Below are 17,975 nucleotides of genomic sequence, written 5' to 3' on the forward strand. Positions count from 1 at the left end.
TTCACCCGATCAGAACGGGCTGTCGGGGTAGTAGAAGTCCTCGGCATTGTCCTGCGTGACCAGAACCGAGCCGATGATGAACTCGCCCGAGACCGGCGCCTGGCTGACAAGACCCACCGCCGTCACCTCGATGGCCGTCGCGATCATCGAGGGCGGGTAGGTCACGTTGGCCGGGATCATCTCGTCCCCGTCCATCGTACGCTGGATCATCTCCTTCATGCCCGCGCCGCCCAGGACGAACTGGATGTCGTCGCGGCCCGCCGCCTCGATGGCGCCCAGGACCCCCATCGCCATGTCGTCATCCGAGGCCCAGACCGCGTCGATCTGCGGATGGCGCTGCAGGAAGTCCTGCATCACGGTGAAGCTGTCGTCGCGGTTCCAGTTGCCGTGCTCCATCCCCAGGATCTCGATGCCCGAGCCGTCGATGGCCGCTTGGAAGCCCTCGACCCGCTCGTTGTCGATGGTGGTCGGGATGCCGCGCAGCACGACGATCTGGCCGCCATCCGGCATCGCCTCGCGCATGTACTCGCCCGAGACGCGGCCGAAGCCGGGGTTGTCGCCCGCGACATAGAGATCCTCGATCCCCTCGACCGAGAGGCCGCGGTCCACCACCGTCACCCAAGCGCCCGAGGCCTTCACCTGCTGCACCGGCCCGGTCAGCGGCTCGGATTCGAAGGGCAGGACCACCAGCGCGTCGATGTTGCGGGTGGCGACCATGTCCTCGATGTCGTTCACCTGCCGGGCCGGGTCGGACGCCGTGGCCAGCACGAATTCCAGGTTCGGATAGGTCTCGGAGAGACGGTCGATGGCGGCCTGGGCAAAGTAGTTCATGCCGCCGGCCCAGCCATGCGTGGCCGCCGGGATGGAGACGCCGATCGTGTGCGTCTCGTCCTCCTGCGCGACCGCCGGCAGCGCCAGAACCAGCGCCATCGCCGTTCCGATTGCAAAATGCTTCATGGTCTTCCTCCCTGATGGTGCCGGATCAGTGCCCGGCCTTGCTTTCGCGCTGCAAGACGACAGCGAGAATGATGATCGCGCCCTGGATCGCGCCGTTGAGATACGGGGACACGAAATCGGTGAGATTGAGGATGTTGCCGATCATCGACAGGATCAGCACGCCCAGCACCGTCCCCCAGACCCGGCCGAAGCCGCCCTTGAGGAAGGTGCCGCCGATGATGACCGCTGCGATCGCCTCCAGCTCCCACAGAACGCCGGTCGCGGACGAGGCCGAGCCGAGGCGCGGGACATACATCACGACCGCGATCCCGACCAGAAGGCCGAGGGCGGCATAGGTCATCAGGCGCACGCGGCCGACGCGGACGGATGAGTAGCGCGCCACCTGCTCGTTCGAGCCGACGGCGGCGCAGTGCCGGCCGAAGGCGGTGCCGCGCATGATGATCTCGCCGATGATGACGACGATCGCGAAGACGATGATCGGCCAGCTGATCCCGAAGATGCCGCCGTAATAGACCGGCTGGTAGAAGGTCCGAAGGCCGAAATCCAGCGACAGCGTGCCTCCATCCGCGAGCCAGGTGACGAGGCTGCGATAGATCCCCATCGAGCCGAGCGTGACGATGAAAGGCTCGATCCTGAGCGCGGTCACGAAGATGCCGTTCAGCAGCCCCGCAACGAGGCCGGCCAGCAGCGCGACCCCGACGCCCAGCATCACGACCGGCAACCCGACCCCCATGCTCGGCAGCGCGAGGTTCATCACCAGGATCATCAGCCCCGCGACAAAGGCCGCCATCGAGCCGACCGACAGGTCCAGCCCGCCGGCGGTGATGACGAAGGTCATGCCGACCGCGATGATGCCGATGAAGGCGGACCGTGCCAGCACGTTTGTCATGTTGTTCCAGCTGAGGAAGTTCTCGTTCATCGAGGCGCCGATGGCCATCAGCACCACCAGCGCGAGGATCGGGCCGATGACGCCCATGCGGATGCGGCCGAGGCGCGGGCGGGCGGCGGGGGCGCGGGCGATGTCGGTCATGCGGCGGTTCCTGCGGTGGTGGGGGCGACGCCCATGGCGAGGCGGACAATGGCGTCTTCGGTGGCCTCGGCTCCAGAGAGTTCCCCGGTGACGCGGCCGTGGCGCATGACGAGGATGCTGTCGGCGAGGCCGATCACCTCCTGCATCTCGGACGAGATGACGACGATGGCCCGCCCCTCGGCGGCGAGGCGGCGGATGAAGCCGTACATCTGCTGCTTGGTGCCGATGTCGATGCCGCGGGTCGGCTCGTCGATGATGAGGATGCGCGGGTCGGCCAGCATGGTCTTGGCGAAGAGCAGCTTCTGCTGGTTCCCGCCCGACAGGTTCCCGACCAGCGCCGCGCGGCTGCCGCGGATGTCGAACTCGCGAATGGCCTCGTCCAGCGCGGCCTCCTCGGCGCGGGTGTCGATCAGGCCCCGGCTGAACTGGCGCAGCGCCTGCAGCGTCAGGTTCTCGCGCATGCCCTTGGCCAGCAGCAATCCGCGCGTCTTGCGATCCTCGGTCAGGTAGCAAAGGCCCATGGCCTGCGCCTGCCACGGCTCGGAGATGCGGACGGGCTGGCCGTTCACCCGCACCTCGCCGGTCGCGGGGCGCAGGCCGCAGAGCCCCTCGAAGGTCTCGGTCCGGCCCGAGCCGATGAGGCCGGCGATACCGAGGATCTCGCCCCGACGCAGGGTCAGGCTGACGTCGCGGGAAAAGCCCGGCACGGTCAGGCCGCGCAGCTCCAACGCGACCTCGCCGGGGCGGCCGTCCTTCGGCGGAAACAGGTCCGACATCTCGCGTCCGACCATCGCGGTCGCCATGGCGTGCTCGTCCATCTCGGCCGCAGGCCCCGACCAAACCACCGCGCCGTCGCGCATGATGGTCAGATCGTCGGCGATCTCGGCGACCTCGTTCAGCTTGTGCGAGGTGAACAGCACCGCCGTCCCCGCCTGCCGCAGCGCGCGCACCTGCCGCAGCAGGATCGCGGTCTCGGCGCTGGTCAGCACCGCCGTCGGCTCATCCATGATCAGCACGCGCGTCTCGCGCAAAAGGGCCTTGGCGATCTCGACCATCTGCTTGTCGCTGTTGGAAAGCGTCGAGACCAGCCGGTCGGGCGAGACGCGACATTCCAGCCGCTCCAGCAGCTCCCGCGTCTTCGCCCGCATCGCGCGCTTGTCGAGGAAGGGGCCGCGCTTCAGCTCGCGGCCGAGGAAGATGTTCTGCTCGACGCTGAGCGGCTCGGCCAGGTTGAACTCCTGGTGGATCATCGAGATGCCGCGCGCCTCGGCCTCGCCGGGCGTCGCAAACGTCGTCACGGCGCCGTCCAGCAGCACTTCGCCCGAGGACGGCGGCTGGTAGCCCGCCATGATCTTCATCGTGGTGGACTTGCCGGCCCCGTTCTCGCCGATCAGGGCGTGGACCCGGCCGGGGCTGAGGGCGATGTCGACGCCATGCAGCACCTCGATGGGGCCGAAACTGCGGCTGACCTGCCGCAGCGACAGGACAGCCGCGCCGCTCACAGCGCCACCCAGGCCGCGTCCTGCTGCGACGAGCGCACGCAGGCGTCGATGAAGCGCATGCCTTCCAGCCCCGCCTCAAGCCCCGGCAGCACGTCCAGCACCGGATCGCGCCGTCCGTCCCGCGCCGCCCGGATCGCCTGCGCGGCGCCGGCATAGATGTTGGCGAAACCCTCCAGATAGCCCTCGGGATGCCCGCCCGGCGTGCGGGTGACGGCGCTGGCCGCCGCCCGCGCACCCGAGCCGCCCCGCGTCAGCAGGCGTTTGGGCTCACCGAAGGGCGTGAACCACAGGTAATTCGGGTCCTCCTGCGACCACTCAAGGCCGCCCTTCTCGCCATAGACCCTCAGCCGCAGGGCGTTCTCGTTCCCCGGCGCGACCTGGCTGCACCAGAGCATCCCGCGCGCACCGCCGGCAAAGCGCAACAGCACATGGGCGTTATCGTCCACCCGCCGCCCCGGCACGAAGGCCTGAAGGTCGGCAGCCAGCTTTTCGACCCGGTCGCCCGCGACGAAGCAGGCAAGGTTATGCGCGTGGCTGCCGATATCCCCGACCGAGCCGCCCGCGCCCGAGCGTTCGGGATCGGTGCGCCACTCGGCCTGCTTGTTCTCGCCCGACTGCTCGGCGGCTTCCGTCAGCCAGTCCTGCGGATATTCGACCTGCACCACCCGAAGGGCGCCCAGATCGCCCGCCGCGATCATCTCGCGCGCCTGCCGGATCATGGGATAGCCGGTGTAGTTGTGCGTCAGGATGAACAGCGATTTCGCCTGCCGGATCGCTTCTGCCAGATCCTCGGCCTGCGCAATCGTGGCGGTCAGGGGCTTGTCGCAGATGACGTGGATGCCGCGCGACAGGAACGCCTTGGCCGCAGGCCCGTGGACGTGGTTCGGGGTGACGATGGACACCGCCTCGATCCCGTCCGGGCGCGCGGCCTCGGTCTCGGCCATCGCCTCGAAGCTGTCATAGCAGCGGTCCGGCTCCAGTCCCAGGGCCGCGCCGCTGTCGCGCGCCTTTTCGGGCGTCGAGGACAGGGCCCCGGCCACAAGGTCGAACTCGCCGTCGATGCGGGCGGCGATGCGGTGGACCGCCCCGATGAAGGCGTCCTTGCCGCCGCCGACCATGCCCAGCCTGATCCGTTTCGTCATGTCGTCAAATCCCCAGCATGCGGCGATTGGCGGCCTCGTCGGCGCCCCCGTCCGCGAAGTCGTCAAAGGCGCGCTCGGTCACCCGGATGATGTGGTCACGGACAAAAGCCGCCCCCTCTCGCGCGCCATCCTCGGGATGCTTCAGGCAGCATTCCCACTCCACGACGGCCCATCCGTCGAAGTCATTCGCCGTCAGCTTCGAGAACACGGCCCCGAAATCCACCTGCCCGTCGCCAAGCGAGCGGAAGCGCCCGGCCCGGCTCACCCAAGGCTGGAAGCCGCCATAGACGCCCTTGCGCCCGGTCGGATTGAACTCGGCATCCTTGACGTGGAACATGCGGATGCGGTCGGCATAGATGTCGATATTGTCGAGGTAATCCAGGCATTGCAGCACGTAATGCGACGGGTCGTAGAGCATGCAGGCCCGCGCGTGGTTCCCCACGCGGTCGAGGAACATCTCGTAGCTGTCGCCGTCATGCAGGTCCTCGCCGGGATGGATCTCGTAGCAGACGTCCACCCCGCAGTCCTCGGCATGATCCAGCAGCGGGCGCCAGCGGCGGGCCAGCTCGTCGAACGCAGTCTCCACCAGCCCCTGCGGGCGCTGCGGCCACGGGTAGACAAAGGGCCAAGCCAGCGCGCCCGAGAAGCTGACCATCGCCGTCAGCCCCATGTTGCGCGAGGCGGTCAGCGCCTTGGTGACCTGATCCACCGCCCATTCCTGCCGGGCCTTGGGATTGCCGCGCATATCCGGGACGGTGAAGCCGTCGAAGGCCTCGTCATAGGCCGGGTGCACGGCGACAAGCTGGCCTTGGAGATGGGTCGACAGCTCGGTCACCTCGACGCCGTTCGCTTTGGCGATCCCCTTGAACTCGTCGCAATAGTCGCGGCTCTCGGCAGCCTTCGCCAGATCGATCAGACGCCCGTCCCAGCTGGGCACCTGAACGCCCTTGTAGCCGCAATCGGCCGCCCATTGGGTGATCGAGTCCCAGCTGTTGAAGGGCGCCTCGTCGCCCGCGAACTGGGCCAGGAACAGCGCCGGTCCCTTGATCGTCTTCATGCTATCCTTTCCTCCGACGGGACGCGCCCGCCGGATCCTGTTGCAAGGTCAGGGCCGCCCGCCGCTGCATCCGCCTCGGTCAGGGCCGGCAGGTTGTCGTGAAGGTAGATCATCGGCACGACCCGCGCCGGCTGCGGGGCCATCCCGTCCGCGATGGCGGTCATGGCGTCCAGCGCCCGCGCGATCTCCTCGGCCGGCTTCTGGTCGATCACGGCATCGACCAGCCCCTGCTCCAGCGCGGCACGGGAATGGGCGGTCAGCTCGTGCAGCACCACCACGGGACGCGGCGCGGGCAGGCCGCGCAGCAGCCCGATGAGCGCCCGGTTGCCCGCCCCGATCGAGTAGATGGCGGTGATCGCCGGCGCCTCGCGCAGGGCGCGAGCGAGGCTCTCGGACATCCGCTCGGGCTGGTCCAGCACCTCGATCGGCGGCAGGACGGTGCAGGCGGCGCCCGGCTCGGCCAGGACCCCGGTCACGCCCGCCAGACGGTCGCCGTGATCGCGCAGATCGCGCCGCCCGAGGATCGGCAGCACCACCCCCTGCGCGCCCCGATGCGCCAGGCGGATCAGTCGGCCTGCCGTCCGGCCCGCCGCCACGTTGTCGATCCCGACATAGAGCGCGCGGGCACTCTCGGCGGCATCCGAGACCAGCGTCAGGACCGGGATGCCCGCCGCGACCAGCCGCGCGATCGCCGCCTCGAGCCGGGGCGACTGGATGCCGACCAGGGCGATGCAGTCGCAGTCGCCGGGGGCCGTCGCCTCCAGCCGCGCCGCCAGCGCCTCGTCGTCAAGGGCCGGCACGTCGTGCCGCTCGATCAGGATGCGGTCGCTGCGGCGCGGGACGACCTGCGCCTCCAGCGCCTCGCGCAGGACGGTGTAGAAGCCGTGATCGCCCTGCGGCAGGTAGAAGCGGAAGCGGTAGGCGCGCTGGCGCGCGAGGTTCGCGGCGCGGATGTCGCGGCGGTAGCCCAGGCTCTCCATCGCGTCGCGAACCCGCTGCGCCGACTTCTCGGCGACCTTGCCCCGGTCATTGAGGACCCGGTCGGCCGTCGAGTAGCTGACACCGGCGGCCCGCGCCACGTCGTGCAGCGTCGGTATGCGCATGAATCTCTCCCCGGCATCCAAGCTGCACGGGAAGATGACAGACGTCAATCATTTCTTGTATGGCGGCCTCGGCGGGCGGCGGCGTAGCCGGCAAGGCCCAGGGCCGGACCCGGCACCAGAAGCCAGGCGGCGGCCGAGGGGCCGAGGCGTTCAAGCACCGCCGCGGCGGCCGAGATCGACAGGATGGTGATCGCAAAGCCGATGGCATTCTGGATCGCCAGCGCGCTGCCCACAAGATCGCGCGGGCACGACGCTGCCGACAGCGCCGAGAATTGCGGCGAATCCGCCACCACCGCCGCCCCCCAGAGCAGCAGCAGCAGCGCGACTGCTGGTCCCGGCAGCGCGTCCCAGGCCAGCGCAAAGGCGGCGGCGCAGCTGCCCGACAGCGCCAGCGCCGTCAGCGCCACGGCGCCGCTGCCGAAGCGCCGCGACAGCCGACCGCCCAGAAGGCAGCCGGCAGCGCCGATCCCGATGATCGCGAAGGACAGGCCCGCCGTCCCGCCCGGAACCCCCGCCGCGGCGCCGCTGGCCGCGACCAGCAGCGGCACCAGCGTCCAGAAGGCGTAAAGCTCCCACATATGGCCGAAATAGCCGGTGGCGGCGGCGCGGAACTGCGGCACGCGGAACGCGCCGAGAACCGAGCGGCGGGGACCGCCGGTGCCCGCGCGGCGCGGCGGAAGGTGCGGGCCGTCGCCGAGAGCGCGGATCATGCCCGCCCCGAGCAGCGCCAGCAGCGACGAGGCGGTGACGATCCAGCGCCAGTCGAGCCCCGCCCCCGAGGCGCGCAGCAGATGCGGCAGCGCGGTGCCGAGCGTCAGCATGGCCACCAGCAGCGCCAGCGCCTGCCCGGTGCGCGCGGGCTCCCAGCTGACGACCAGCTTCATGCCGATGGGGTAGATGCCGGCAAGGCTCAGCCCGACCAGAAGGCGCAGCGCCGCGCCCTGCGCGACCGAGCCGGCCCACCAGGCGAAGGCGGCGTTGCAGGCCGCCCCGGCCAGCGCGCAGGTCACGAAGATGGCGCTGGCCCGGAAACGGTCGGCAAGCCCCGTCAGCGACAGCGTCAGCGTGCCGAGGATGAAACCCGCCTGAACCGCCGTCGTCAGCAGGGCGATGTCGGCCGCGCTCGCGCCCCAGTCCCGCGCCAGCCCCTCGGCCGCGCTGTTGGCGCTGAACCAGAGCGAGGTGCCGAAGAGCTGCGCCAGCGAGATGGTGGCGACCGGCGAGAGTGCCCGCGCCCCGCGCCCGTCCGCGCCCTGTCGCCGTCCCGCCACGCCCGCCCCTCCGCCAAGTCCCTTGGCGACTGGATAGCCCTCTGCGCGGGCGCCTGCCAGACGGCCCTATGGCTGAGGCGGCGAGAAGCTGGTCAGGCGCAGCGCGTTGCCCAGCACGAAGACGCTGGACATCGCCATCGCCGCCGCGGCAAGGACGGGCGACAGAAGGATGCCGAAGACGGGGTAGAGCAGCCCCGCGGCGACCGGGATCAGCGCCGTGTTGTAGGCGAAGGCCCAGAAGAGGTTCTGCCGGATGTTGCGGATCGTCGCCTGCGACAGGGCGATGGCGTTCGGCACGCCCCGCAGGCTGCCCGACATCAGCACCACATCCGCCGCCTCGATGGCGATGTCGGTGCCGGTGCCGATGGCGATGCCGACATCCGCCTCGGCCAGTGCGGGCGCGTCGTTGATCCCGTCCCCGACGAAGGCCAGCGCGCCATGGCGGCGCCTGAGATCCGCGATGGCCTCGACCTTGCCCGCCGGCAGCACCTCGGCCGCGACCTCGTCGATGCCGAGCTGGCGGGCGATGGCGGCGGCCGTGCGGCGGTTGTCGCCCGTCACCATCGCGACCTTCAGGCCCAGATCGTGCAGCGCGGCGATGGCGGCCGGCGTGTCGGGCTTCACCGGGTCGGCCACGACGATGATCGCGGCCAGATCGCCGTCGATGGCGGCATAGAGCGGCGACTTGCCCTCGTCCGCCAGCCGCGCCGCCTCGGCCGCGAAGCCGGCGACGTCATGGCCGAGCGCGGCCATGAAGCGGTCCGAGCCGACATGCACCCGGCGGCCGGCGACCTCGGCCTGAAGACCCTGGCCGCTGACGCTCTGCACCCCCGTCGCCTCGGGCAGGTCCAGCCCCTCGGCCTCGGCCGCCGCGACAAGGGCGCGGGCGATCGGATGCTCGGACCGCGCCTCGGCCGCCGCGACCAGCGCCAGCACTACGGGGTGATCGAATGTGCCGCGCGTCACCAGATCGGTCAGCACCGGGCGCCCCATCGTCAGCGTGCCGGTCTTGTCCAGCGCCACCACCCGCGTGTTCCGCAGCGCCTGAAGGGCCGTGCCGTTGCGGAACAGCACCCCCATCGCCGCGCCCTGTCCGGTGCCGACCATGATCGAGGTCGGCGTCGCCAGCCCCATCGCGCAGGGGCAGGCGATGATGAGGACCGCGACGGCGTTGACCAGGGCGAAGGTCAGCGCGGGCTCCGGTCCCGCCAGAAGCCAGGCGAGGAAGGTCAGCGCGGCGACGCCCATGACCGCCGGCACGAACCACAGCGTCACCCGGTCCACCAGCTGCTGGATCGGGAGTTTCGCGCCCTGCGCCGCCTCCACCATGCGGATGATCTGCGCCAGCATGGTGGCCCCGCCGACGGCGGTGGCGCGGAAGGTGAGGCTGCCCGTCTGGTTGACCGTGCCGCCGATGACCTGCGCGCCGGGACCCTTGGCGACCGGCGCCGGCTCGCCCGAGATCATCGCCTCGTCGACGAAGCTCTCGCCCTCGACCACCACGCCGTCCGTCGCCACGCGCTCGCCCGGGCGCAGCTCGACCAGATCCCCCGCGGCAAGCTGGTCCAGCGGCAGCTCGACGCTGCGGCCGTTCCGGCGCACGCGGGCGATCTTGGGTTGCAGGCCCACCAGCCGCGTGATGGCGGCCGAGGTGCGGCCCTTGGCGCGCGCCTCGAGGTAGCGGCCGAGCAGGATCAGCGTGACGATGACGGCCGCCGCCTCGAAATAGACATTGACCGTGCCGGCGGGCAGCAGGCCCGGCGTGAAGGTCGCGATCACCGAATAGGCGAAGGCCGCCAACGTGCCGACGGCCACCAGCGAGTTCATGTCCGGGGCGCCGCGCAGCAGCGCCGGCAGGCCGATGCGGTAGAAGCGCCGGCCGGGCCAGGCGAGGATCACCGCCGTCAGCGCGAATTGCAGCAGCCAGCTTTCCCGCATCCCGATCCGCGTCATCACGAGGTCATGCACCGCGGGGATCAGGTGCCCGCCCATCTCGAGCGCGAAGACCGGCAGCGTCAGCAGCGCCGCGACCGTCAGATCGCGCGCCAGCACGCGCTGCTCGTCGTCCTTCCGGCGCTGCTGCGCCTCGTCATCGGCGCGCCCGCCCCGCGCCGCCGCCGCATAGCCGGCTGCCGCGACGGCGCCGACCAGGTCGGCCTCGGCGACCCAGGGCGCCGCCGTAATCGTCGCGCGGTCCGAGGCAACGTTGACCGCCGCCGCCTCGACCCCCGGCACCGCCAGCAGCGCCCGCTCGACGCGGCCGGCGCAGGAGGCGCAGTTCATCCCGGTGATCGCCAGCTCCAGATGGCGACCCGGCACCTCGTAGCCAGCCTCGGTGACGGCCTCGACCAGGGCCGCGCGCGGGACCGGCCGCGCCAGCGTCACCTCGGCGCGCTCGGCGGCAAGGTTCACGGCGGCGGCGGCGACGCCCTCCACCCGCAGCAGCGCCTTCTCGACCCGCCCCACGCAAGAGGCGCAGTTCATGCCCGTGACCGGCAGCACGATCTTGGCCGGCTGCTCCTGCCCCGGCACTGTCAGGGCGGCGTGGCTCGTCATCTGGGACTCTCCTCTCGGAACGGCTGATCGCTCCTTGTGCGCCTTCCAGTCGCGGGAAGGTCAAGCGGAAACTCGGCGCCCGCGACGCGCCGCGCGCGGTTGACCTTCCCCCTGCTGGAACCTCTATCTAAGCCGGGAATGGGTGCTGCCAAGTGTGCAGGCCCCGCAATCGCAGGAGGATCACGATGACCATCACCCGCCTTGCCGCCCTCGGCGCCCTTGCCGCCGCCGCGCTGGCCCTTCCGGCCTCGGCGCAGGACGCCGCCTTCCAGCTTCCCCCGCAATGCAGCATGGCCGAGGCGACCGCCGGCGCGGCTCACGACACGCAGATGGATCACGGCGCGGGGCACGGCTCCGGTCACGGCGCGGGCCAAGGGACGGGCCACGGGGTCGATCACGGCGCGGGCGCGGCAGCGGGCATGCCGGATACCGCGGGGCGCCCCGAGCATGTGCAGGAGAACATGGCCCGGATGGCCGTCACCATGCCGGCCATGCACGAGGGCATGATGCATGACGATCCCGACATTGCCTTCGCCTGCGGCATGATCGCCCATCACCAGGGCGCCATCGACATGGCCGAGGTGCTGCTGGAACACGGCAGCGACCCTCGGATGCGCGCGCTGGCCGAGGAGATCATCACCGCGCAGGTCGCCGAGATCGAGGAGATGACGACCTGGCTGGCCGAGCGGGCGGACTGAGGACCGCATGAAGGAGGGCGCGCGATGAACATCGGCGCGGCGGCACGCCGCTCGGGCCTGCCGCCGAAGACCATTCGCTACTACGAGGAGATCGGCCTGCTGACTGCCTCGCGCGCCGCCAACGGCTATCGCGACTATTCCGAGGCCGATGTCCAGCGGCTCGGCTTCGTGCAGCGGGCGCGGCGGCTCGGCTTCTCGGTCGAGGAGTGCCGGCAGCTGCTGTCGCTCTACAGCGACCGCGACCGGGCCAGCGCCGACGTCAAGGCCATCGCCCTCGAGAAGCTGGCCGAGATCGACCGGCGCATCGAAGAACTCGCCGGCCTGCGCCGGATGCTGGGGCAGCTGGTCGAAAGCTGCCACGGCGACGACCGGCCCGACTGCCCGATCATCGACGGCCTGGCTGGCGATGGGCGGGCGGGAGGGGGGCTGGCGGGCGGCGGGCGGGCGGCGGGCGCGGCTGACCCGGCCGCTTCGGCGGGCGCACGGTCAGGAACATCCGTGCCGGCCGTCCGTTAGGGCGCGGCACAGCGTCCACGGAAGGAAGCGCGCCGATGACGGACAGCACCTACACGCCGACCGACCGCCTGAAACCCGTCACCGATAACGTCTGGATCGTCGATAGCGGCCCGTTCAGGGCGATGGGCGTTCTTCCCCTGCCCGTCCGCATGAGCGTCGTGCGCCTTGAGGACGGCGGGCTGCTGCTGCACTCGCCCACGCGCTTCACGCCGGGGTTGCTGGCGCAGCTGCGCGAGATCGGCACGCCGCGCCACCTGGTCGCGCCGAACAGCGCGCATTGGACGATGATGCAGGATTGGCAGAAGGCGCTGCCGGACGCGACCACCTGGGGCGCGCCGGGGCTGCGGGACCGCCGCCAGGTCCGGGCCTCTGGGCTGCGGCTGGACCACGACCTCGGCGGGCCGGAAGCCGCCGGCTGGCCGGCCGAGCTGGAGCAGGTGGACGTTCCCGGCATCGGCGGCTTCCACGAGGTGTGCCTGTTCCACGCGCCAAGCCACACGCTGCTGATGACCGACCTCATCCAGAACCTCGAGCCCGAGAAGATGCCCGCCGTGACCCGGCCGCTGCTGTCGGTCGCGGGCAACCTCGCTCCTGACGGACGGGCGCCAAGCTACTTGCGCGCCGTCGTGCGCATGAAGGGATCGCCCGCGCGCGAGGCCGCGCGCCGCCTGGTCGCGCTGACTCCCGAGCGCGTCATCTTCGCTCATGGCGCGTGGTTCGAGAGCAACGGAACCGCCCGCCTGACCCGCGCGCTCGACTGGCTCCTGCGCGATGAGGCCGCGCCGAAGGCCCGCTAGCCGGGCAGCTCCGTCACGACAGGATCGGTCAGGACCGCGTGCACCGCCTCGCCAGGCGAGAGGCCGAGGACCTGCGCCCCGCTGAGGGGCAGCCGGCAGGAGATGACGGATGCCCCGGCCCTCAGCCGCACCAGCAACGCCCCCTGCCCCGGCGTCAGCGCCTCGATCCGCGCGGCCAGCACGGTGGGGCTGGAGAGACCCGTGACCGGGCTGCGCGACAGAAGCACGTCCGCGGAACGCACGCGCAGCTGCACCCGCGCGCCGGCCGGCAGGGCAAGCGCGGGAACCAGCAGCGGCCCCGTCGGCCCCTCCAGCCGCGTCAGGCCGCCCGGAAGATGCGCCGCCACCAACGCGGGCAGGATCGAGATGGCGTCCTCCAGCCCCAGGACGCGCAGCGCCGCCGCGTCCGACAGGATGGCATGGGCCGCGCCCTCGGCCACGATCCGGCCCTGCTCGATGACGGCGATGCGGTCGGCAAGACGCTCGGCCTCGGAAAGATCATGCGTCACCAGAAGGACCGGCATCGACAGATGCGCCCGCAGGGCCAGCACCTCTTCATGCAGCCGGACCCGCGTGGCCCGGTCCACGGCCGAGAAGGGCTCGTCGAGCAGCAGCGCCAGCGGCCGCCGCGCCAAGGCCCGCGCCAGCGCCACGCGCTGCTGCTGCCCGCCCGACAGCTCGGCCGGCCGCCGCGCGTCCATGCCGCCAAGATTGACCAGCCCGAGGATGCGCGCCGCCCCGTCCGGCGTCGGATCGTCCATCGCCGCCATCACGTTGCCGAGCGCGGTCATGTGCGGAAAGAGCGCGTAGTTCTGGAAGACCAGCCCGGTCCGGCGGCGATGCGGCGGCAGCCACCGACGGCGCGCGCTGTCCAGCCAGACCTCGGCGCCAACCGCGACGCGCCCCGCCTCGGGCCGCCAGAGGCCCGCGATGGCGCGCAGGATCGTGGTCTTGCCGCTGCCCGAGGGGCCGACCAGCGCCATGATCTCGCCCGGCGCCACGCGGAAGCCAAGGTCCAGCGGGATGGGCGCCTGCGCCCGCAGATCGACGTCCAGCGCCATCAGCCCAGCCTGCGCCCGACCCGCGCCGACAGCGCATAGGTCAGCGTGATCGCCGCCAGCGAGATCGCCACCAGCACCGCGGACATGATCCCGGCGCCGCGATTGTCGAAGGCCTGCACGCGGTCGTAGATCGAGATGGCGATGGTCTTGGTCTCGCCGGGGATCGAGCCGCCGACCATCAGCACGATCCCGAACTCGCCGAGCGTATGGGCGAAGGTCAGGACCATCGCCGTCATCACTCCCGGCCAGGCCAGGGGCAGCTCGATGTGCCACAGCGCCCGCAGCGGGGACATGCCGCAGCAGGCGGCGGCCTCGCGCACCTCGGGCGGGATGGCCTGGAAGCCCCGCTGCGCGGGCTGGATGGCGAAGGGGAGGTTGAAGATCACCGAGGCGAGGACCAGCCCCTCGAAGCTGAACACCAGCGGCCGGCCGACCAGCCCCTGCCACAGATCGCCGAAGGGCGCGCCGCGGCCGAAGGCCAGCAGCAGGTAGAAGCCGAAGACCGTCGGCGGCAGCACCAGCGGCAGCATCACCAGCGCCTCGACCACTCCCTTGCCGGCGAAGCGGCGATAGGCCAGCAGGCGCCCCACCAGCACCGAGACCGGCAGCAGCAGCGCCACCGTCCAGCCCGCCAGACGCAGCGACAGCCCAAGCGCGGTCCAGTCCATGCCTCAGCCGCCCGCCGGCAGCGAGAAGCCGTAGCGGTCCATGATCTCGCGGGCGGCGGGGGTCAGTATGTAGGCGTAGAAGGCCTCGGCCACCTCGCCCGCGCCCTCCAGCAGGACCATACGCTGGCGCAGGGGCTGGTGCCACTCCTCGGGGATCAGCGCGAACTCACCTTGCGCCGCGATCTGGGGGGCGAGGGCCAGCGAATGGGCGATGATGCCGCCATCGGCATTGCCGGACAGCGCGAACTGCGCCGCCTGCGAGACATTCTCGCCCAGAACCAGATGCGGCTGGACCCCCTCCCACAGCCCCCGGTGCTGCAACGCTTCCTTCGCGCGCAGCCCGTAGGGGGCGTGTTCGGGATTGGCGATGGCGAAGCGGCCGAGCGTGCCCGCCTCAAGCGCCGCCGCGAGGCTGTCGAGACGGCCATCGGCGGCCAGAGGTCCGTCATGGGGCACCATCACGCCGATCCGCCCGATCCCGTAGAGCGTGCCCTCCGTCGGCACGATCCCGTCGCGGTGCAGGTCCAGGATGAACTGCTCGTCGGCGGCCATGAAGATCTGGAACGGCGCGCCCGCGCGGATCTGGCGGGCGAAGTTGCCCGTCGAGCCGAGCGACAGGCGCACGGACATGCCCGTCTCCTCGGTGAAGCGGGCGGCGATCTCCTCGATGGCGAATTGCAGGTCCGAGGCCGCGGCGACCACCGGGGCGTCCTCCTGCGCCTGCGCGCTGACGCCTGCGCTGCCCAAGGCAAGAAGCGCCGAAAAAAGGATCGCCGGCAACCGCATGGAGCCTCCTTCTGGAAAAGGTCCCGCCATAAGCGCCCAAGGGCGCGGATGGTGCAAGCGTTATCTCCGCCCGAAGATAACGCCGCCTAGCGGCCGTCGAAGACCCAGAAGCGGTTGACGACGAAGCTGAGCGCCGGGACCAGCAGCACCGCCAGCACGAAACCCGCCCGATAGCCGAGGCCCAGCAGGTCGAGGCTGACCGCCATGACCGCGACATTCGCGCCGAAGCCGAGCGCCAGCGAGGCCGCGAAGCGCAGCATCTGGCGCGGCCCGTGGCGGCTGCGCGCGGGAAAGACCCAGAGGGACTGGCCCAGATAGGTGACACTGAGCGCGCCGAGGAAGGCCGCGCCGTTGGCGGCGGTAGGCGGCAGGCCGCCGGCCTCGACCAGCAGCGTCAGCAGCGCGAAATGCACCATCGTCGCCGCAAGGCCGACGGCGCCGAAGCGCAGCAACTCGCGCCGCAGCGGCATGGGGGCGTCAGTCTGCCGTGGCCGACAGCCGCGGCGCCGTCTCATGTGCCGGAACGGCGCCGCCGAGGCCGAGGCGCTCGCGGACGAGGTAGATGGGGCGCTGCTTGGACTCGATGTAGAGCCGGCCCAGATACTCGCCGATGATGCCGAGCGAGATCAGCTGCACCGCCCCCAGCATCAGCACCACCGCCATCAGCGAGGCGTAGCCCGGCACGTCGCGCCCGAAGAGCAGCGTCTGCAGCACGATGGTCAGCGTGTAGAGCATCGAGATCAGCGCCACGATCCCGCCGGCATAGGTCCAGACCCTAAGCGGCATGGTCGAGAAGCTGGTGACCCCGTCCAGCGCGAAGTTCCACAGCTTCCAGTAGCTGAACTTGGTGCTGCCCACGGCGCGGCTTGGGCGGGCATAGGGCACGCCGATGCTGCGGAAGCCGACCCAGGCAAAGATGCCCTTCATGAAGCGGTTGCGCTCGCGCAGCTGCAAGGTAGCGTCCAGCGCAGGACGCGAGAGCAGGCGGAAATCGCCCACGTTCGGCTCGATCTTCATCGGCGAGAGGCGGTTGAAGAGCGCGTAGAACATGCCGGCCGAACCGCTTTTCGCGGCGGTGTCGGCGCCGCGATCGGTGCGGCGGCCGTAGACGACGTCGTAGCCCTCGCGCCAGAGGCGCACGAACTCGGCCAGCAGCTCGGGCGGGTCCTGCAGGTCCACGTCCATGGGCACCACCGCGTCCCCGCTGGCAGCCTCGAGCCCGGCGGTCAGCGCCGCCTCCTTGCCGAAGTTGCGCGTCAGGCGCAGCAGGCAGACGGCCGGATCGCGCAGATGCGCGGCCTCGATGACCCGCGCGGTGCCGTCGCTCGAGCCGTCGTCGACGAAGACGATCTCGTGCGTCAGCCCTTCGATGCCAGCCAGCACCGCGGCGGTGCGGGCGAGGAACGGGGCGATCGCGTCCTCCTCGTTCAGGACCGGCACGACCAGCGACAGCTTCTGCAGCGGCGGGCCGGCCGCGGCCGGCGAGGGCGGGGCGGCCACTGCATCGTGGCGCGCCAGCGGCTCGGCCCGGGCGGGGCGGCGCACCGCGGCGGCGAAGGCGGGGTCGCGGCGGACGGGAAGGTGATGACGCATTCCGAAACCTCCTGTCAGATGGGCGCGGCCGCGCGGGGCGCGCGCGCGGTCGCAGGCTTGCGGCAGAGCCGCAGGTAGAGGCCGAGCAGCGCCAGCAGCGCCAGTTCCCGGCTGCGCGCCGCCGGCGCAAGATCGAGCGCCTGCCACACGCGCTGCGGGAAGAAGATCACCGCCGCCAGCAGGCAGAGCAGCACCAGCACGCCCGGCCGCCCGCGCGCCACCGTCAGCAGGGGCGCCGCGATGACGGCGACCGGCGCCAGGTCGTAGTCATGCGCGAACAGCATCAGGAACGAGATGACGAGGACGGCATTCACCAGCCAGATCTCGTCATAGCGGCGGCGCATCAGATAGAGGCCGATGAGCGCCGCAACGCCCGCCGGCAGCAGCGAGGGCGCTGGCAGGCCCAGTCCGGCCAGCAGGCTCCGCAGGCCGAAGACGTGGCGGAAGGTCACAGTGTTGAAGCCGGTGCTCTGGTATTCGTGCAGCGTCGCGGCCCATGCGAGCCACGAGCCGGCAAGACCGCCCGTCGCGATGGGCCAGGCCGAGGCGGCCAGCGTCGCGCCGGCGGCGGCCGCCAGCAGAAGCCAGCGCCGATCCAGAAGGAACCACAGCCCGACGAGAAAGGCGATCTGCGGCTTGAAGGCGCTGAGGCCGAGAAGCACGCCCGCCAGAACGTCCATTCGCCGATGCGCGCAGAGCCAGGCGCCATAGACCAGCGCCGCCGCGATCAGCGTCGTCTGCCCCATCCAGAACACATGCGCGGTGAAGGGATTGCCGACCAGCACGGCGATGGTGACCAGGACGAGCAGCCGGTCCCGCCCGTCCCCCGCGGCCGCGACGGCCGCCCGGACGAAGAGCGCCAGGCCCGCCAGGGCCATCAGGTTCAGCAGCCCGATCAGCAGGTCGGCCCGCGCTGGCGACCCGCTGCCGAGGATGGCGGCCAGCGGGAAGGCGTTCGGCGGATAGGCGAAGCTGTCCGAGGCGACGCCCAGCAGCGCCAGCATCGCTGCCTTGAACGTCTCCAGATCGTAGGGGCTGGCCCCCTGCAGCCAGACGGCGCCAGCGCCGTAGAGATAGCGCATGTCATGGGCGAAGACCGAGCCGCCCCGGCCGACACCCAGGATCCCGAACAGCACCAGCGCGCCAAGCGCCGCCGTCAGGAACAGCAGCGCGAGGGGCAGGCCGGGGAACCGCGGGCTCCGGGTGACGGGCGCGTCCATGAACGCCTCACACTCAAC

General features: G+C 71.1%; 17 protein-coding genes. 3 read left to right on the forward strand and 14 right to left on the reverse strand.

Annotation, left to right across the window (positions count from 1 at the left end):
• Window positions 1-9: 9 nt before the first annotated feature.
• From BLP73_RS07225 to BLP73_RS07260, 8 genes are all read right to left on the reverse strand, one after another.
• The gene (locus BLP73_RS07225; RefSeq protein ID WP_090741828.1) at window positions 10-957 is read right to left on the reverse strand and encodes an ABC transporter substrate-binding protein; all 948 of its coding nucleotides are present in this window, start codon (window positions 955-957) and stop codon (window positions 10-12) included.
• A 25-nt stretch (window positions 958-982) separates the two neighbouring features.
• Entirely contained in the window at window positions 983-1,987 is a 1,005-nt protein-coding gene (locus BLP73_RS07230; RefSeq protein WP_175453270.1) for an ABC transporter permease, read from the reverse strand.
• Window positions 1,984-3,489, reverse strand: a complete 1,506-nt coding sequence (locus tag BLP73_RS07235) for a sugar ABC transporter ATP-binding protein (protein WP_245686581.1) — start codon at window positions 3,487-3,489, stop codon at window positions 1,984-1,986. Before BLP73_RS07235 ends, BLP73_RS07230 begins: the two co-directional genes overlap by 4 nt.
• Window positions 3,486-4,631, reverse strand: coding sequence for a Gfo/Idh/MocA family protein (locus BLP73_RS07240; protein WP_245686582.1), 1,146 nt, complete (start codon window positions 4,629-4,631; stop codon window positions 3,486-3,488). Before BLP73_RS07240 ends, BLP73_RS07235 begins: the two co-directional genes overlap by 4 nt.
• Before the next feature lie 4 nt (window positions 4,632-4,635).
• A complete protein-coding gene (locus BLP73_RS07245) occupies window positions 4,636-5,688 on the reverse strand; it encodes a sugar phosphate isomerase/epimerase family protein (protein ID WP_090741834.1) in 1,053 nt (350 codons plus the stop codon).
• Window positions 5,685-6,791, reverse strand: a complete 1,107-nt coding sequence (locus BLP73_RS07250; protein WP_090741836.1) for a LacI family DNA-binding transcriptional regulator — start codon at window positions 6,789-6,791, stop codon at window positions 5,685-5,687. Before BLP73_RS07250 ends, BLP73_RS07245 begins: the two co-directional genes overlap by 4 nt.
• 44 nt (window positions 6,792-6,835) lie before the next feature.
• Window positions 6,836-8,062 carry an MFS transporter gene (locus BLP73_RS07255; RefSeq protein WP_090741839.1) on the reverse strand — a complete coding sequence of 409 codons (1,227 nt, stop codon included), beginning with the start codon at window positions 8,060-8,062 and terminating at the stop codon, window positions 6,836-6,838.
• 66 nt (window positions 8,063-8,128) lie between these two features.
• Complete coding sequence (locus BLP73_RS07260) at window positions 8,129-10,618, reverse strand: heavy metal translocating P-type ATPase (protein ID WP_090741841.1); 2,490 nt, start codon at window positions 10,616-10,618, stop codon at window positions 8,129-8,131.
• A gap of 185 nt (window positions 10,619-10,803) precedes the next feature.
• Between BLP73_RS07260 and copM the strand changes: the two genes are divergently transcribed.
• From copM to BLP73_RS07275, 3 genes are read left to right on the forward strand one after another with little or no spacing between them, the layout of a single operon-like run.
• Window positions 10,804-11,316 carry a CopM family metallochaperone gene (gene copM / locus BLP73_RS19910; protein WP_217630649.1) on the forward strand — a complete coding sequence of 171 codons (513 nt, stop codon included), beginning with the start codon at window positions 10,804-10,806 and terminating at the stop codon, window positions 11,314-11,316.
• A gap of 24 nt (window positions 11,317-11,340) precedes the next feature.
• On the forward strand, window positions 11,341-11,832 hold the full coding sequence (cueR, locus tag BLP73_RS07270) for a Cu(I)-responsive transcriptional regulator (protein WP_090741843.1): 492 nt from the start codon (window positions 11,341-11,343) through the stop codon (window positions 11,830-11,832).
• A 35-nt stretch (window positions 11,833-11,867) separates the two neighbouring features.
• The gene (locus BLP73_RS07275; RefSeq protein WP_090741846.1) at window positions 11,868-12,629 is read left to right on the forward strand and encodes a DUF4336 domain-containing protein; all 762 of its coding nucleotides are present in this window, start codon (window positions 11,868-11,870) and stop codon (window positions 12,627-12,629) included.
• Here BLP73_RS07275 and BLP73_RS07280 read toward each other — a convergent pair.
• The 6 genes from BLP73_RS07280 to BLP73_RS07305 all read right to left on the reverse strand — a co-directional run bounded on the left by BLP73_RS07280 (window position 12,626) and on the right by BLP73_RS07305 (window position 17,957).
• Window positions 12,626-13,690 (reverse strand): molybdenum ABC transporter ATP-binding protein, encoded by a 1,065-nt coding sequence (locus BLP73_RS07280; RefSeq protein WP_090741848.1) that lies wholly within the window; start codon window positions 13,688-13,690, stop codon window positions 12,626-12,628. The two genes, BLP73_RS07275 and BLP73_RS07280, sit on opposite strands and share 4 nt — an antisense overlap.
• Window positions 13,690-14,358: a molybdate ABC transporter permease subunit gene (modB, locus tag BLP73_RS07285; protein ID WP_090741849.1), complete on the reverse strand. Its 669-nt coding sequence runs from the start codon at window positions 14,356-14,358 to the stop codon at window positions 13,690-13,692. The genes BLP73_RS07280 and modB overlap by 1 nt, the downstream gene beginning before the upstream one ends.
• Before the next feature lie 3 nt (window positions 14,359-14,361).
• The gene (gene modA, locus BLP73_RS07290; RefSeq protein WP_090741851.1) at window positions 14,362-15,144 is read right to left on the reverse strand and encodes a molybdate ABC transporter substrate-binding protein; all 783 of its coding nucleotides are present in this window, start codon (window positions 15,142-15,144) and stop codon (window positions 14,362-14,364) included.
• Window positions 15,145-15,230: 86 nt separating this feature from the next.
• Window positions 15,231-15,614, reverse strand: a complete 384-nt coding sequence (locus tag BLP73_RS07295) for a GtrA family protein (protein ID WP_175453271.1) — start codon at window positions 15,612-15,614, stop codon at window positions 15,231-15,233.
• Window positions 15,615-15,621: 7 nt separating this feature from the next.
• Window positions 15,622-16,737, reverse strand: a complete 1,116-nt coding sequence (locus tag BLP73_RS07300) for a glycosyltransferase family 2 protein (RefSeq protein ID WP_090741855.1) — start codon at window positions 16,735-16,737, stop codon at window positions 15,622-15,624.
• Window positions 16,738-16,751: 14 nt separating this feature from the next.
• Entirely contained in the window at window positions 16,752-17,957 is a 1,206-nt protein-coding gene (locus BLP73_RS07305) for a glycosyltransferase family 87 protein (protein ID WP_090741858.1), read from the reverse strand.
• Between the last annotated feature and the right edge of the window lie 18 nt (window positions 17,958-17,975).

Source organism: Paracoccus tibetensis (genome assembly GCF_900102505.1).
In the GTDB taxonomy this organism is placed as follows: Bacteria; Pseudomonadota; Alphaproteobacteria; order Rhodobacterales; family Rhodobacteraceae; genus Paracoccus; species Paracoccus tibetensis.